General features: G+C 61.0%; 15 protein-coding genes. All 15 read left to right on the forward strand.

Annotated elements, in window-relative coordinates; all coding sequences use genetic code 11:
• The 15 genes from HF257_RS15305 to HF257_RS15375 all read left to right on the forward strand — a co-directional run bounded on the left by HF257_RS15305 (position 1) and on the right by HF257_RS15375 (position 15,597).
• Positions 1-1,233: a glycosyltransferase family 4 protein gene (locus HF257_RS15305; RefSeq protein ID WP_185706902.1), complete on the forward strand. Its 1,233-nt coding sequence runs from the start codon at positions 1-3 to the stop codon at positions 1,231-1,233.
• Entirely contained in the window at positions 1,211-2,533 is a 1,323-nt protein-coding gene (locus HF257_RS15310) for an O-antigen ligase family protein (protein ID WP_185706904.1), read from the forward strand. Before HF257_RS15305 ends, HF257_RS15310 begins: the two co-directional genes overlap by 23 nt.
• A gap of 108 nt (positions 2,534-2,641) precedes the next feature.
• Positions 2,642-3,709: a glycosyltransferase gene (locus tag HF257_RS15315; RefSeq protein WP_408635693.1), complete on the forward strand. Its 1,068-nt coding sequence runs from the start codon at positions 2,642-2,644 to the stop codon at positions 3,707-3,709.
• Entirely contained in the window at positions 3,706-4,275 is a 570-nt protein-coding gene (locus tag HF257_RS15320; RefSeq protein WP_185706908.1) for an LbetaH domain-containing protein, read from the forward strand. Before HF257_RS15315 ends, HF257_RS15320 begins: the two co-directional genes overlap by 4 nt.
• The gene (locus tag HF257_RS15325) at positions 4,272-5,210 is read left to right on the forward strand and encodes a glycosyltransferase family 2 protein (RefSeq protein ID WP_198913552.1); all 939 of its coding nucleotides are present in this window, start codon (positions 4,272-4,274) and stop codon (positions 5,208-5,210) included. The genes HF257_RS15320 and HF257_RS15325 overlap by 4 nt, the downstream gene beginning before the upstream one ends.
• Positions 5,211-5,279: 69 nt before the next feature.
• The gene (gene gmd / locus HF257_RS15330) at positions 5,280-6,401 is read left to right on the forward strand and encodes a GDP-mannose 4,6-dehydratase (protein WP_185706910.1); all 1,122 of its coding nucleotides are present in this window, start codon (positions 5,280-5,282) and stop codon (positions 6,399-6,401) included.
• A gap of 1 nt (position 6,402) precedes the next feature.
• Complete coding sequence (fcl, locus tag HF257_RS15335) at positions 6,403-7,380, forward strand: GDP-L-fucose synthase (protein ID WP_185706912.1); 978 nt, start codon at positions 6,403-6,405, stop codon at positions 7,378-7,380.
• Complete coding sequence (locus tag HF257_RS15340) at positions 7,380-8,588, forward strand: glycosyltransferase WbuB (protein ID WP_185706914.1); 1,209 nt, start codon at positions 7,380-7,382, stop codon at positions 8,586-8,588. The genes fcl and HF257_RS15340 overlap by 1 nt, the downstream gene beginning before the upstream one ends.
• A gap of 5 nt (positions 8,589-8,593) precedes the next feature.
• On the forward strand, positions 8,594-9,052 hold the full coding sequence (locus HF257_RS15345; protein ID WP_185706916.1) for a GDP-mannose mannosyl hydrolase: 459 nt from the start codon (positions 8,594-8,596) through the stop codon (positions 9,050-9,052).
• 23 nt (positions 9,053-9,075) lie between these two features.
• On the forward strand, positions 9,076-10,485 hold the full coding sequence (locus HF257_RS15350) for a mannose-1-phosphate guanylyltransferase/mannose-6-phosphate isomerase (RefSeq protein ID WP_185706918.1): 1,410 nt from the start codon (positions 9,076-9,078) through the stop codon (positions 10,483-10,485).
• Between the two features lie 179 nt (positions 10,486-10,664).
• Positions 10,665-10,904, forward strand: a complete 240-nt coding sequence (locus HF257_RS15355) for a hypothetical protein (RefSeq protein WP_185706920.1) — start codon at positions 10,665-10,667, stop codon at positions 10,902-10,904.
• Between the two features lie 84 nt (positions 10,905-10,988).
• The gene (locus HF257_RS15360; protein WP_185706922.1) at positions 10,989-12,101 is read left to right on the forward strand and encodes a polysaccharide biosynthesis/export family protein; all 1,113 of its coding nucleotides are present in this window, start codon (positions 10,989-10,991) and stop codon (positions 12,099-12,101) included.
• Positions 12,102-12,113: 12 nt separating this feature from the next.
• Positions 12,114-12,767 carry a YjbF family lipoprotein gene (locus HF257_RS15365; RefSeq protein WP_332872220.1) on the forward strand — a complete coding sequence of 218 codons (654 nt, stop codon included), beginning with the start codon at positions 12,114-12,116 and terminating at the stop codon, positions 12,765-12,767.
• A complete protein-coding gene (locus tag HF257_RS15370; protein ID WP_185706924.1) occupies positions 12,764-13,525 on the forward strand; it encodes a capsule biosynthesis GfcC D2 domain-containing protein in 762 nt (253 codons plus the stop codon). Before HF257_RS15365 ends, HF257_RS15370 begins: the two co-directional genes overlap by 4 nt.
• The gene (locus tag HF257_RS15375; protein ID WP_185706926.1) at positions 13,522-15,597 is read left to right on the forward strand and encodes a YjbH domain-containing protein; all 2,076 of its coding nucleotides are present in this window, start codon (positions 13,522-13,524) and stop codon (positions 15,595-15,597) included. Before HF257_RS15370 ends, HF257_RS15375 begins: the two co-directional genes overlap by 4 nt.
• Positions 15,598-15,637 lie beyond the last annotated feature (40 nt).

Genomic DNA, 15,637 nt, shown 5'->3' on the forward strand with positions numbered 1-15,637 from the left:
ATGATTTTGGTTTCCCACCCCGTTGGCAATCAGAACGTCCGGGCGTTGTTGCGCGCCTTGAATCAGCGGCAGTTGCTGCATTCGTTTCATACCTCGGTCGCCTTGCACCCGGACTCGTTGCTTTGCCGTTTGCCCCTGATCGGCAAAGAGTGCCAGCGGCGTACCTTTGACGGAATAGACGGTGCCTTGCTGCACAGCTATCCGCGCTTTGACGTGCCACGCGTGCTCAGTGACAAGTTGAAGCTGTATCGGCTGACCCGGCGCAACACAGGGCTGTTCTGCCCGGAAAAAGTCTACAGCCATATTGATGAAGCCAGCGCCAGGTTCCTGCACAAGGCCAAGCGCAAGCCCAGTCAAGTGTATGGCTATGACGGCAAATGCAAGGGGCTGTTCGTCGCGGCAAAAGCCATGGGTGGCATTACCCTTAACTACGAGGCTGCATTCGGTTCGATCTCTTACGCCTGCATGATGCTCGATTACGAGAAAGAGGCGAACCCCGCCTGGCGCGCGAGCATTCCCAATATCAGCGCTGCCACCGTGCGCAAGCAGACGGCCGAACTGGCGCTGGCCGACAAAATCATCGTGGCCAGCTCGTTCGCCAAGCGCACGCTGGGCGATTACGGCATCGCCTCTGACAAGGTTGCCGTCACCCCCTACGGTGCGCCGGCACCGGCGGTTCGCCAGGTTGTGGAGGTGAGGGCGGGCGCGAGCCTGAAAGTGGTGTACGTCGGCGCGCTGACGCAGCAGAAGGGCATCTCGTACCTGTTTGAGGCATTGAACATCGCCTCAAGTGCTGTTGACCTGGATGTCACCATCATCGGTGCGGATTACGCCAATGGGCGTAACCAGGTGCTGAACGCCGAACTGAAGAAGTACCGGTGGTTGAGCTCCGCTGCCCATAGCCAGGTCATTCGCCATTTGCTTGAGGCGGATGTGCTGGTCCTGCCTTCGTTGGCCGAAGCGTTCGGCCTGGTCGTGGGGGAAGCGCTGTCGACAGGCACGGCGGTGATCGTCTCGCAAAACTGCGGTGCGGCCGACCTGGTGGTCAACGACTTCAACGGTTACGTGGTGCCAATCAGGTCTGCCGAAGCGATTGCCGCCCACCTGATTGACCTGGGTACTGACAGCGACAAGCTGAGCGCGCTGAAGAACAACGCATTGCTGTCCGCCAATGGCACCACGTGGGATGCCTATGCCAAGGGGGTGCTGGATGCAATCCTTGGCGATCGCTGAACGCCCCAGCCTGCATGAACGCTACCGACAGCGTGTGGTGAGTGCCTTCGTGCTCATCTACCTGTTCATTCTGTTTGAAGGGATCTTGCGCAAGTGGCTGCTTCCGGGCCTCAGCTCGGTCATCTACTTCATCAAGGACCCGATCGTCATTTACATCTACGGGTGTGCATTCAGGTTCGGCTTCTTCTCCAGGAACCTGCTTTCTGCGTACTTCATCGGGTTGCTGGTGGTGTTCTTTTTTGTGGTCGGCGCCTTTCTGTTGAGCAGCCCCGAAGGGTTTGTCATCTACGGCTATGGCGTGCGGAACTACCTGCTGTATTTCCCGTTGATATTCGTCGCCGGTAAAACCCTGCGTCGGGTGGATGTGTACCGTTTTGCCCGGATCACGCTGTTTGCCGCGATTCCGATCTGCGTGTTGGTGGTGCTGCAGTATTCCTCAGGGCCGGAAGCCTACGTCAACAAGGGCATCGGCGATGACGACTTTATCTTCATGATCGCCGACGGCGTGGTGAGGCCCTACGGCACCTTTACCTTTACGGCGGGCCACGTGGTGTATGTGTCGGCCTGCTTTGCGTTCCTGGTTGCGGCGATCTTCGACAAGGCGCTGTTCCAGGCGGTGTTCGCCCGGCGTTTCCTGTTGTTTGGCGCGTCGGCGGTCTCGGTGGCGGTGATGTGCTTCTTGACCGGCTCCCGGTCAATTTATGCCTATGCCGCGATTGTCTTGCTGGCGGCCTTGATGGTGGCGTTGATCAAGAAGTCCCAGCGAAACCTGTTGGCGTTGTTCTTTCTGGTGACGGCGTTAGTGGTCAGCCTGTTGATTTTCATGTCCTCGGACAGCTACCAGATCCTCGTCGAGCGTAACCGCAGTGCCGTGGCCAGTGAGGGCTCGCCGGTGGCCAGGGCATTTTCGAGTTTGTATGCGTTTACCAAGGTGGTCGACGACGCGCCGCTGTGGGGGCATGGCATTGGTTCGGGCACCAACGCGGCCTCGACGTTATTGCGCGCAGGGCGTGAGCAAGGCGCAGGTTTTTTATTGGCCGAGGACGAGTGGTCACGCATCGTTTTGGAAATGGGCCTTCCCATCGGGGGGCTATTTATCCTGTTTCGGGTCTTCGTGCTGGTCTGGTTATTCCTGAAATCCTACAGGGCGCTGGTCAGGCAAGGCACGGGGGTTCCGCTGCTGTTATGCGGCTTCCTCGCGCCGATTTTATTCAACGGGGTGATGACGATGCAGGGCACGTTCCTGGCATTCGGCGTGCTGTATGCCTGCCTGATTCTTGCTGCCTGCAAGAACACTTGAATCAACTCACGTATGAGCGGACGACAGCACTTGAAGTTACTAAGAATCATATCTTCGGTTAAACCGGAAAATGGCGGCCCGATCAACGCGGCCCGTGAAATTGACAAGGTGCTCTTTCAGCACGGGCATGTCATTGACGTGTTGACCCTGGATGAACGTTTTGCCATCGACTACCCCGGCACCGTTCACTTCATGGGCCCCAGCCTGTTTGGCTATGGGTTGAACCGCAACATCGGCAAGTGGCTTGAACAACATGCCAGGGACTACGACTTTTTCATCATCAATGGCCTGTGGCAGTACCACGGGTTTGTCGCCCGGCAGGTCCTGCAAAAACTCGGTCGCCCATACATCGTTTATACCCACGGCATGCTCGACCCGTGGTTCAAGCATGAATACCCGCTCAAGCATCTTAAGAAGTGGTTGTACTGGCCGTGGGGTGAGTACCGGGTGTTGAGGGACGCCCAGCGCGTGGTGTTTACCAGTGAAGAAGAGAAGCAGCGTGCCCGTGAGTCGTTCTGGCTGTACCGCGCCAACGAGACCGTCACCGCTTATGGCACTGCCAGCCCGCCGGTTGATGGGGCAGGGTTGGCCCAAGGCTTTCTTGACGATCACCCGGAGCTTAAGGGCAAGCGCGTGCTGCTGTTTCTGAGCCGAATCCATGAAAAAAAGGGTTGCGACCATCTGCTGCAAGCCTTCGCCCAGGTCGCGGCACAAGACGAACGCTTGCACTTGGTGATGGCCGGCCCCGATCAAGGCGGCTGGGTGCAGGCCTTGCAAGCGCAGGCGCAACAGTTGGGGATTGCCCCGCGCGTGACGTGGCCGGGCATGTTGCAGGGCGCGGCAAAGTGGGGCGCGTTCTACGCCGCCGAAGTGTTTTGCCTGCCTTCTCATCAGGAAAACTTTGGCGTGGTCGTTGCCGAAGCGCTGGCCTGTGGCACGCCGGTGCTGATCAGCAACAAGGTCAATATCTGGCGTGAAATCGAAGCCGATGCGGTGGGCTTTGTGAGCGACGACACCGTTGCTGGCGCTGCGTATAACCTGCAACGTTGGCTGCGCCTGGCACCACAGGACCACGCCGAGATGTCGGCGCGTGCCAAGGCCTGTTTTGCCGAGCGTTTCCATATCCAGCGCGGCGCCGAGCGCCTGCTGGAGATTGTGGGGGAGTGCCGCGCATGATTCTTCAAGGCAACGACCCCCATCGCGCACCGTCTTTTTCCCTCGGCCACCGCGTGCGGCGGCAGGTGTGGAACATCGTGTATGTGCTGCTGTTTCGCACCAGTCCGCGCCCGTTCCATGGCTGGCGGGCATTTTTGCTGAGGGCGTTTGGCGCGCGCCTCGGCAAGGGTGTGCATGTGTATCCGGGGGCAAAGGTCTGGGCACCCTGGAACCTGGAGTTGGGTGACCATGTTGGCATCGCCGACGGCACCACTATCTACAACATGGCGTTGATTCGCATTGGTCGCTACAGCGTGATTTCCCAAGGCGCGCATTTGTGCGGTGGGTCCCATGACTACAACAGCCAGAACTTCCAGCTGTACGCCAAGCCGATCGTGCTGGGCGAGCACGTCTGGGTCTGTGCCGAGGCCTTTATCACCTTGGGCGTGAGCATTGCCGACGGCGTGGTCGTGGGGGCCAGGGCGCTGGTGACGAAAAGCATCGCGCAACCCTGGACCGTGCATGCCGGGCATCCGTCCAGGCACATCGGGCAGCGCACCCATCGTTCGCCGGAGCACGCCGCATGATCACGCCGCCCACCATCACCGTCATCATCCTCACCTACAACGAAAGCCTGCACATCGCCCGGGCCATCGAGTCGGTGCGCGCGTTCAGCGATGAAGTGCTGGTCGTCGATTCGTTCTCCACCGACGCCACCTGCGACATCGCCCGCCGCCACGGCGCGCTGGTGGTGCAGCACGCGTTCGTCAACCAGGCCAAGCAGTTCCAGTGGGCATTGGACCATTTGCCGATCACCGGTAACTGGACCTTGCGCCTGGATGCCGACGAGGTCATCGAGGCCGATCTCGCTGCCGAGATCAAGGCTCGGCTGCCGACGCTGGACCGTGGGATCACCGGCATCAATTTCAAGCGCAAGCATATCTTCATGGGGCGCTGGGTACGCCATGGCGGTCGCTATCCGTTGAAGATGCTGCGGTTGTGGCGCACCGGCCTGGGGCGCATGGAGGACCGCTGGATGGACGAGCACATCTCGGTGGCCGAGGGCCGCACGATTACCCTGGAAGGTGGGTTTGCCGACCATAACCTGCATGACCTGACGTTCTTCACCCACAAGCACAACCAGTACGCCACCCGCGAAGCGATCGAAGTGCTCAACGCGCGCTTGGGGTTGTTTGCGATCCGCGACGAGTTGCATACCGGGCAGAGTTCGTTCCAGGCCAGGACCAAGCGCCTGATCAAGAACCGCGTGTACAACCGTGTGCCGTTCACCCTGAGTTCCACGGCGTACTTCCTGTGGCGCTACCTCTTCCAACTGGGGTTTCTCGATGGCCGCAGCGGCCTGGTCTATCACCTGCTCCAGGGCTACTGGTACCGCTTTCTGGTGGGCGCAAAAGTGCTCGAACTGGAAACCGCGATTGCTCACTTAAACGATAAGGACGCCATTGTCCGGGAACTTTCAAAGTTGACCGGCCATAACTTGAATCTGCCCACACAGAAGTAACTGACCGTTTTTAACAAACACCCAAGTTTGGGTGTCGGCCTTCGCTCGCCTATCAATTGGGAGACAGACATGAACAAAGTCGCGCTTATTACCGGGATTACCGGTCAGGATGGCTCGTACCTGGCGGAACTCTTGCTGGAAAAAGGCTATACCGTGCACGGCCTCAAGCGACGCTCGTCGTCGTTCAATACGCAGCGCATCGATCACATTTACCAGGACCCGCAAGCCCTGCATAAAAACCTGATCCTGCACTACGGCGACCTGGCGGATTCGTCGAACCTGACGCGCATCATCCAGCAGATCCAGCCCGACGAAATCTACAATCTCGGCGCCCAATCCCACGTTGCCGTGAGTTTCGATTCGCCGGAATACACCGCTGACGTCGACGCGTTGGGTACGTTGCGCATCCTCGAAGCCATCCGCCTGTTGGGCCTGGAAAAGAAGACCCGCTTCTACCAGGCGTCCACCTCCGAGTTGTACGGGTTGGTGCAGGAAACCCCGCAAAAGGAAACCACGCCGTTTTACCCGCGCTCGCCCTATGCGGTGGCCAAGTTGTACGGCTACTGGATCACCGTGAACTTTCGCGAAGCCTATGGCCTGTATGCGTGCAACGGCATCTTGTTCAACCACGAGTCGCCGCGCCGTGGCGAAACCTTCGTGACCCGCAAGATCACCCGCGCCTTGACCAACATCGCGCTGGGCCTGGAACAGTGCCTGTACATGGGCAACATGGATGCCTTGCGTGACTGGGGGCATGCCAAGGACTACGTGCGCATGCAGTGGATGATGCTGCAACAGGACACCCCCGAAGACTTCGTGATCGCCACCGGCCTGCAGTACTCGGTGCGTGACTTCATTCGTTGGTCGGCAGCCGAGTTGGGCCTGCGCTTGCGCTTCGTGGGCGAAGGCGTCGAAGAGGTGGCGGTGGTCGAGCACATCGACGGTGACCTGGCACCGGGCATTCTGGTGGGCGATGTGATTGTGCGTGTCGACCCGCGTTACTTCCGCCCGGCGGAAGTCGAGACGCTGCTGGGTGATCCTGCCAAAGCCAAGCAAAAGCTTGGTTGGACGCCAGAGATCAGCGCCCAGGAAATGTGTGCCGAAATGGTCCGCGAAGACCTGAAGGTTGCCCAGCGCCACGCCTTGTTGCGCCTGCATGGGCATGACGCACCGATTGCCGTGGAGAACTGAGATGGCACGTGATCTTGATGCGCGCATCTTTGTCGCCGGCCATCGCGGCATGGTCGGTTCGGCGATTGTGCGGCGGCTGTGGGCCCTGGGGTATACGCAGATCCTTACGGCGGGGCGTAATGAACTCGACCTGTTGGACGCGGCTGCGGTGCAGGCGTACTTCGCCGAGCAACGCGTGGACCAGGTGTACCTGGCGGCGGCCAAGGTCGGCGGGATTCACGCCAATGCCACGTACCCGGCGGACTTCATCTACCAGAACCTGATGATCCAGGCCAACGTGGTCCACGCGGCCCACAGCCACGGGGTCGAGAAACTGTTGTTCCTCGGCTCGTCGTGCATCTACCCGGTGCATGCGCCCCAACCGATGATCGAAGCGGTGTTGCTCGATGGCGCGTTGGAGCCCACCAACGAGCCTTACGCGGTGGCCAAGATCGCTGGGATCAAACTGTGCGAAAGCTATAACCGCCAACACGGCCGCGATTACCGCAGCGTGATGCCCACCAACCTGTACGGCCCGGGCGACAACTATCACCCGGAAAACAGCCACGTGATCGCGGCCTTGTTACGGCGCTTCCACGAGGCGACGCAACGGGGTGATGACGAGGTGGTGATCTGGGGCAGCGGGCGCCCGCGCCGTGAGTTTTTGCATGTGGATGACATGGCCGCCGCCAGCGTGCATGTGATGGAACTGGAGCCGGCGCGCTACCGTGAGCAGACCCTGCCAATGCGTTCGCACCTCAACGTCGGCACCGGAGTGGATTGCACCATCGCCGAGTTGGCCCAGGCGCTGGCGCGGGTGACTGGCTTCCAGGGGCGCCTGCGTTTCGACGCGAGCAAACCCGACGGCGCACCGCGCAAGTTGCTGGACGTGAGCCGCATCAACGCCCTTGGCTGGGAAGCCTACATACCGTTGGAGGAGGGCCTGCGCGACGCCTACAACGCTTACCGCGCGGCGCTCGAACAGCCTCGGGGCCACTGATGAAGATCCTCTTGTATGGCATCAATTACAGCCCGGAGTTGACCGGCATCGGCAAGTACAGCGGTGAGCAGGCGCGCTGGCTGGCAGAGCAGGGGCATGAGGTGCGGGTGGTGACGGCGCCGCCGTATTACCCGCACTGGCAGGTGGGTGAGGGCTATTCGGCGTGGCGCTTTTGTACTGAGCAGGACCACGGCGTGACGGTGATTCGTTGCCCGCTGTATGTGCCGCGCCAGCCCACCGCGCTGACGCGCCTGCTGCACCTGGCAAGTTTTTCCGCCAGCTCGTGTGTGGCGGTGCTCGGGCAACTGCGCTGGAAGCCAGACCTGGTAATGCTGGTGGTGCCGACCTTGTTCTGCGCGCCCCAGGCCTTGCTGCTGGCCAAACTCAGTGGTGCGAAGGCGGTGCTGCATATCCAGGACTATGAAGTGGATGCGATGTTTGGCTTGGGGTTAGGGCGCGGTTCGTGGTTGCGCCGCTTGGCGTTCGGCGTCGAGCGCTGGTTGCTGCGGCGCTTTGATCGGGTCTCGACGATTTCCAGCGGCATGCTCGACAAGGCTCGTAGCAAAGGCGTGCATGACCAGCGACTGCTGTTCTTTCCGAACTGGTCGGAAACCGCACGTTTTCGCCAGGTCGCGCACAATCGCGCACTGCTGGAACGTTTGGGTGTGCCCAGCGGTGCGCGGGTGTTGCTGTACTCCGGCAACATCGGCGAGAAGCAGGGTCTGGAGCTGATTCTCGACGCTGCCCAGGCCCATGCCCATCGTACTGACCTGGTGTTCTTGATCGTCGGGCAGGGCACCGGCAAGGCGCGCCTGCTGGAACGTGCACAACGCGATGGGTTGCGCAATGTGCTGTTCGCGCCGTTGCAGGCCTATGAGGATTTGCCGGCGCTGCTGGCCTCGGCCGACGTGCACCTGGTGATCCAGAAGCGCGGCGCGGCTGACTCGGTGTTGCCGTCCAAGCTCACCAACATCCTCGCGGTGGGCGGCAACGCCATCATCACCGCCGACCCGCACACCACCCTCGGCCGTCTGTGCGAGGAGCACCAAGGCATTGCGGTGTTGATCGAGCCGGAGTCCGTCGCGGCATTAAACGCAGGGATCGAGCGTGTGTTGGCATTGCCCACGCGCAATGGGGTGGCGTTGAACTACGCCAAGGAGTTCCTCGACAAGGAACGCATTCTGCAACGTTTTCTGGCACAGGTTTGACCGGTATGTGGCTTGATTTACCGACTTTCAATACAGTCGTGGCGTCGACACCGTTGGTGGCGATTGACCTGGTGGTACGCAACCGCCGTGGCGAGGCTTTTCTCGGCCTGCGGGTCAATCGGCCGGCCTATGGTTTCTGGTTCGTACCCGGCGGGCGTATTCAAAAAAATGAGACCCTCGACAGTGCCTTCCGGCGCATTTCCCGTGATGAGCTGGGGGCGACGTTTGAGCGCGCAAATGCGCGGCTGCTGGGGGTGTTCGAGCACTTCTACGATGACAGCGTGTTTGCCAACGCCGGGTTCGGGCCGGACACCCACTACGTGGTGCTCAGCTACTGCCTGGACCTGGACGAAGGCCTGGACCTGCAGCCGCCCACTGAGCAACACCAGCAGTACCGCTGGTGGTCGCAGGATGAACTGCGCGTGAGCCCACGGGTGCATGAACACACCCGCGCCTATTTCTGAATCGCTCTACCAAGGATGCCCTCATGTTATTACCCGTGATCATGGCAGGCGGTTCGGGATCGCGCTTGTGGCCGCTCTCGCGTCAGCTGAACCCCAAGCAGTTCCTGCGCCTGACCGACGCGCACCTGTCGATGCTGCAGCAAACCATCACCCGGCTGACGGGCGCCAATGTCGCGCTGCCGCAGTTGATCTGCAACGAGCAACACCGCTTCCTGGTGGCCGAGCAGTTGCGTCAACTGGGCATGGAGCAGGCCAATATCCTGCTGGAACCGGTGGGGCGTAACACAGCACCGGCTATTGCGCTGGCGGCGTGCAAGGCGCTCGCCGAAGCCGACGACCCGATCCTGCTGGTGCTGGCGGCGGACCATTTGATCGAGGATGTCCCGGCGTTTCATGCCAGCCTCGAAATAGCCTTGCCGCTGGCGCGCGCGGGCAAGCTGGTGACGTTTGGCATCACGCCTACCAGCGCCCACACCGGCTACGGTTACCTCGAGCGAGGTGCAGCGGTGGGCGAGGGCGGTTATCGGGTCAGGCGTTTTGTCGAGAAGCCCGACGCCGCCACCGCCGCCGGCTATGTGGCCAGCGGCGCGTATTGCTGGAACAGCGGCATGTTCATGTTTCGCGCCAGTCGCTACCTGGAAGAACTGGAACGCTTCCAGCCGGCCATTCTTGAAGCGTGCCGCGTGGCGCTGGAAGGCGGCAGCCAGGACATGCCGTTTACCCGCGTGCATGCCGCCACCTTTGCCGCTTGCCCCGACGACTCCATCGACTACGCGGTCATGGAAAAAACCGACGAAGCCGTGATGGTGCCGCTGAACGCCGGCTGGAGTGATATCGGCTCGTGGTCGGCGCTGTGGGAGGCCAGCGAAAAAGACGCCAGCGGCAACGTGATCCGTGGCGATGGGCTGGTGCTGGATACCCGCGACACCTACGTGCACGCCGACAGCCGATTGGTGGCGACGGTGGGCGTGCAGGACCTGATCATTGTCGAGACCAAGGACGCGGTTCTGGTCGCCCACAAGGAACAGGTGCAGCAGGTCAAGGCCATCGTTGATCAACTCAAGCAGGCCGGGCGTCATGAGCACCTCAACCACCGCGAGGTGTACCGGCCATGGGGCATGTACGACTCGGTGGACAGCGGCCAGCGTTACCAGGTCAAACGCATCACGGTGAAGCCGGGGGCCAAGCTGTCGGTGCAGATGCATCACCACCGTGCCGAACACTGGATCGTGGTCAGTGGCACGGCCAAGGTCACCAACGGCGAGCAGACCTATCTGGTGTCCGAAAACGAATCGACCTATATCCCCATCGGCCAGGTGCATGCCCTGGAAAATCCGGGGGTGATTCCCTTGGAGTTGATCGAGGTGCAATCAGGTTCCTACTTGGGCGAAGACGACATCGTGCGGTTTGAAGACAAGTACGGTCGCGCCTGAAGGTTTTCGACAATTAATAACGTTTTAAATAACGCCGACAGCAGCAATGTGTTGAGGGCCGGGCACTTCGCCGGAAAAACGTTATTTTCAAGTAAGTGCACTAAAAGTTACGTGTCTGGTGCACGGTTTAGTTGAATGGCACTATCGCTTGACCAGCCACTGACGATAAGGAGTCTGTTATGAAAAAAGCACTGGCTATTATTGTGCTCAGTGTCATGAGTACTTCCGCGTTGGCCGATGAGCTGCCGTTGGGGCTCGACACCAAAGTGGTCGGGTCGGTGACGGTCGGGCAAAGCCTGCTGGTGGGCACGGCCCTGCTGGCCGGGGTGATCGCCGCATCCAACAGCGGCGGCAGCTCCAACGGCGGCACGACCACAGGTACTACCGGAACTACCGGCACCACGGGGACTGGAAACTAGTTGTAAACCTTCCGTTTTTAGACCGCTTGGAACCCGTCCAAGTGGTCTTTTTTTCTTGTCGTTTATCGCGAGTGTCCTAGCACCATGATGCGTATTTTTTCTGTGGCGGCCGTGGCCGCGGCATTGTTGCAGGGCTGCATGTTTGCGCCGGGTCAATACATGGACACGGCGGCATTGACCGAAGGCGGCAGTGCTGAAAACAGTCGCGTGGATTTAATTCCGATAACACCAAAGTTATTGGCCATGGACGCGGCGACCCAAGTGCCTTATTCCATTCCAGCTGAACTCTTGAGTTATAAGCCGGGGCCTTACCTGATCGGCGCGAATGACGCGTTATATATCACCGTGTGGGATCACCCCGAACTGACGGCGCCTTCGGGCCCCCAGCAGCAGATCGATGCCAACGGCCGGTTGGTGAGCCCCGAAGGCAACCTGTTCTACCCCTATGTGGGTGAACTGGTTGCCAAGGGCCGCTCCATTGAAGCGCTGCGCAGTGAGATCACCGACAAGCTGCGCCAGTACATCGACAGCCCTCAAGTCGACGTCAGCGTGCTGCGTTTTGCCAGCCAGAAAGTGGTGATCACGGGCGCCGTGGTCAAGGCCGGGCCGCTGCCGATCACCACCATTGCCATGAACGTGATGGAAGCCCTGGGTACGGTCGGTATCGACCCGATCAATGCCGACCTGTCCAACCTCACGCTTACCCGTGGCGGCAAACGCTACACCTTGGATCTGGACACATTGAACCTGGAAAAGTCGCGCCTCAATGACATCTACCTCAAGGACGGCGACCAGTTGTACCTGGCCTATAACGACCGCAAGCGCATCTACGTGATGGGCGAGGTCATGCAGCCGCGTGCGCTGACCTTCAAGACCCGCAGCATGAACCTCTCCGACGTGCTGGGTTCGGTGGGTGGGGTCAACCAGAACACCTCCAACGCCGACGCGATCTACGTGATTCGTGGCGCGCAGAACATCAACGTGGAGCCGGCCAAGGTGTTCCAGCTGCAAGCCGGCTCACCCTCCGCCATGGCCTTGGCCACGCGCTTTGATGTGCAGCCCCAGGACGTGGTGTTTGTCGGCCCGGCGAACATCACGCGGTGGAACCGATTCATCAGCCAGTTGATACCTTCCGCCACGATTATCGGCATTGGCGCGTCCACCCAGAACAACCTGAGCGAAGCCAGCAACCGATAGGGTGGTACCTGCGTGAACAGCCTGAAAATGATGACTTGCGCGGGGTTGGCGTGGCTGTTGGCTGGCTGCAATCCGCTGATGAACGCCTCGCTGGATACGTTCAAGGCGGCGGTGGTCGGTCCCACGCCGCTGGCGTTGACCCAGGCCCAGGTGGACGCGACGCCGTTCCCCCAGATCAAGGTCACTACAGACTCCAGCGAAGGCGTCATGGCATTGATTCGCCAGCGTGGCGACCTGCAATTCTGGGTCGCTTCCGGCAAACAAGTGTTGCTGCTTCGCGACGGTTTGGTGGTGCGCACGGTTGGCCTTGGCGTGGACCTGGATGGCACCCGTTGGCAGGGCCAATCGCCGTTCCAGCAAGGCCTGCACCGCGTACCTGAGGGGTATCGCAGTACCCGCCAGCTCGATGGGGTGGAGGGTTACAGGATGGGCGTCACGCTCACCAGCCGGCTGACCCGCAAGGGCTTGGAAACCCTCGAGATCCTGCACAAACCGTATGTGTTGTTGCGCGTCGATGAAGAGGTGGAGGCGCCCGGTTTCCAGGCACGCAATCGTTATTGGGTCGATCCCGATGACGGTTTTATCGTGCAGAGCGAACAGCACCTCACCCCCGACCTGACCCTGACCATCACCCAACTGCAACCCACCCGCAAGGACGCCCGATGAACCGTCGAACACTCGCGGCGCTCGCCGTTTTGGGGGGCTGTGTCGGTGCATGCCAGGCTGCCGTCACGGTCAGTGGCCAGGTGCGCAATGCAGGCGCCATCGAGGTGCAGGCTGGTAGCCGCTTGCTCGATGTGATCCGCGCCTCGCAGCCGGATGCCGAAGGTTATTGGTTGGGCGCTGCCTGGCTGCACCAGCCGTTGCTGGAGCGCCAGGCGCGACTCAAGGCAGGCGTGCTGTTTGACCTGGACACCCTGCACCGGGCGGCCCTCTCCGCTGGAAATGAACGCCGCGCGCATGTGGCCGCGCAGCTCTATCAACAGGTGTCGGCCATGCCAGTGACCGGCCGCCAGGTCGCGATGCTGGACCCGGTGGCGGTGGAAGTCGGCTTTGCGCAGAACCCGTTGGTCAGCGATGGCGACCGTCTGGTCTACCCGCCGAGGCCCGACAGCGTGCGGGTGCTGGGCGCTGTCGCAACGGCGTGCACCCTGGCGTTTCGGGCGCTGCAACCGGCGCGTGACTACCTCAACGCCTGCCCACCCGTGGAACAGACCGACGACCTGTGGCTGATCCAGCCCGACGGGCGTGTCACGCGCCTGGGCATTGCCCCATGGAACCGTGAAGACGGCGCGCCACCCGCACCCGGCAGCACGCTGTTGGTGCCGCTGCGCAGCGACGACCTGGACCCGCCCACCCCGGAACTGAATCAGCAATTGGCCAAGTTTCTCGCCACCCAATCCCCGGCCGAGGTCACGCCTTGAAATTATGTATTGCGGCCGTGCTGCTGGTGCCTTGTGGCGTCGTGCATGGCGACCCTCGTTACACCCAAAGTGATTTTGGCGGCGTAGGGCTGCTGCAAACCCCCACCGCACGCATGGCCCCCGCCGGCGAACTCAGCGTGAATGCCAACCGTACCGAGCCCTATAGCCGCTACAGTTTTTCGGCGCAGCCGCTGGACTGGCTGGAAGGCACGTTTCGCTACACCGCGATTACCAACCGGCTGTACGGTGCCGAGTCGTTCAGTGGTGGGCAGAGCTACAAGGACAAGGCAGTCGACGCCAAAGTGCGCCTGAACCAGGAAAGCCACTGGCTGCCCCAAGTGGCACTCGGGCTGATGGACTTGGGCGGTACAGGCCTGTTTTCCAGTGAATACCTGGTGGCCAACAAACGTTATGGCAACCTGGATTTCAGTGCCGGCATCGCCTGGGGCTACCTGGGCAATCGCGGCGACTTCGACAACCCGTTGGGTGTGCTGGACGATAGCTTCAAAACCCGGCCCACTGCCGAAGGTTCGGGCAATTTCTCCAACGGTTATTTTCGCGGGCGGCCCTCGCTGTTCGGGGGCGTTGCCTACCAGACACCCTGGGCACCGTTGAGCGTCAAGCTTGAATACGAAGGCAACGATTACAAGCACGAGCCGCGCGCCAACCCGTTGCGCCAGGACTCACCGGTCAACCTCGGCGTGGTCTACAAACTCGCCGATTCCATCGATGTGAGCGCCGCGTGGGAGCGCGGCAATACCGCGATGTTTGGCGTGACCCTGCACACCAATTTTGTCAGCCGCAAAGCGCCGGTCAAAACCTACGATCCGCCGGCACCCGCGTTGCCGAGAGTGGCACCCAGCACGCCACCGGACCAGGTGGATTGGGCCCAGGTTGCCCAGCGTCTGCACGACAACGCGGGCTACAACGTCGAGCGCATTGCCCAGCGCGGTCCGGAGTTATTGGTGTATGGCGAACAGCAACGCTATTTCTACAGCGCCAAGGCGGTCGGACGTGCCAGTCGTATCCTCGATGGCAGTGTGAATGACCAGATCGATTGGTTCACCCTGGTCAACCAGCGCTACGCCATGCCGATCGAGGAAACCAGCGTGCCTCGCGAGACCTTTCGCGAGGTGGTCAACAACCGCGAAGACCTGCAGAACCTGCATCGCCAAGTCGAGGTCAATCGCGCCAGCGACAACACCCAGACCGTGCTCTACACCGAGCCGCTCAAACCGCTCACGTACGGTGTGGGCCTGGGCTACAAGCAAAACGTCGGTGGGCCGGATGGTTTGCTCTACCAGGTGACCGCTGACCTCGACGCCGAGTACCGCTTTACGCGCAGTACCTGGTGGAGTGGTTTGCTCAGCGTCAACCTGCTGAACAACTACGACGGCTTCACCTACGACGCACCCAGCGGGCTGCCACGGGTACGTACCGACCTGCGTCGGTACATGACCAGCGCCGATGTGACCCTGCCAACCTTCCAGCTCAACCATGCGCAACGCCTGGACCAGGACCTGTACGGCATGGTCTACGGTGGTTTGCTGGAGTCGATGTACGCCGGCGTCGGCAGTGAAGTGCTGTACCGGCCGATGGGCCAGCGTTGGGCACTGGGCGCGGATGTGAATTACGTGCGTCAGCGCGGGTTCGATCAGGATTTCAGCCTGCGCGATTACCGCACAGTAACCGGGCACATCACCGGCTACACCGATTTGCCATTCAATACCCAGGGTGCATTGAGCGTCGGCCGCTATCTGGCCAGGGACTGGGGCGCCACCTTGGACCTGTCCCGCCAATTCAACAACGGCGTGCGCATCGGCGCATGGATCACCCGTACCAACGTCTCGAAAGAGCAGTTTGGCGAGGGCAGCTTCGACAAAGGCCTTTACCTGTCCATTCCGTTCGATGAGCTGATGAGCCTCTCGACGATGCGCCGCGCCAACCTGGTGTGGGCGCCGCTGACCCGCGACGGTGGTGCACGCTTGAACCGTGCCTACTCACTGCATTCGATGACAGATGGCCAAGACAGCGAGTTGTTCTACAAGAACATCGACAAGATCACCGAGTAACTACTCGCCGCTTGTTGTAGTGAGCGGGTTTACCCCGCGC

It is taken from the genome of Pseudomonas cremoris, from assembly GCF_014230465.1.

Coding starts and splice junctions, on each gene's coding strand:
- HF257_RS15305 (WP_185706902.1), top strand. CDS start 1: ATGATTTTGGTTTCCCACCCCGTTGGCAATCAGAACGTCCGGGCGTTG.
- HF257_RS15310 (WP_185706904.1), top strand. CDS start 1,211: ATGCAATCCTTGGCGATCGCTGAACGCCCCAGCCTGCATGAACGCTAC.
- HF257_RS15320 (WP_185706908.1), top strand. CDS start 3,706: ATGATTCTTCAAGGCAACGACCCCCATCGCGCACCGTCTTTTTCCCTC.
- HF257_RS15325 (WP_198913552.1), top strand. CDS start 4,272: ATGATCACGCCGCCCACCATCACCGTCATCATCCTCACCTACAACGAA.
- gmd (WP_185706910.1), top strand. CDS start 5,280: ATGAACAAAGTCGCGCTTATTACCGGGATTACCGGTCAGGATGGCTCG.
- fcl (WP_185706912.1), top strand. CDS start 6,403: ATGGCACGTGATCTTGATGCGCGCATCTTTGTCGCCGGCCATCGCGGC.
- HF257_RS15340 (WP_185706914.1), top strand. CDS start 7,380: ATGAAGATCCTCTTGTATGGCATCAATTACAGCCCGGAGTTGACCGGC.
- HF257_RS15345 (WP_185706916.1), top strand. CDS start 8,594: ATGTGGCTTGATTTACCGACTTTCAATACAGTCGTGGCGTCGACACCG.
- HF257_RS15350 (WP_185706918.1), top strand. CDS start 9,076: ATGTTATTACCCGTGATCATGGCAGGCGGTTCGGGATCGCGCTTGTGG.
- HF257_RS15355 (WP_185706920.1), top strand. CDS start 10,665: ATGAAAAAAGCACTGGCTATTATTGTGCTCAGTGTCATGAGTACTTCC.
- HF257_RS15360 (WP_185706922.1), top strand. CDS start 10,989: ATGATGCGTATTTTTTCTGTGGCGGCCGTGGCCGCGGCATTGTTGCAG.
- HF257_RS15370 (WP_185706924.1), top strand. CDS start 12,764: ATGAACCGTCGAACACTCGCGGCGCTCGCCGTTTTGGGGGGCTGTGTC.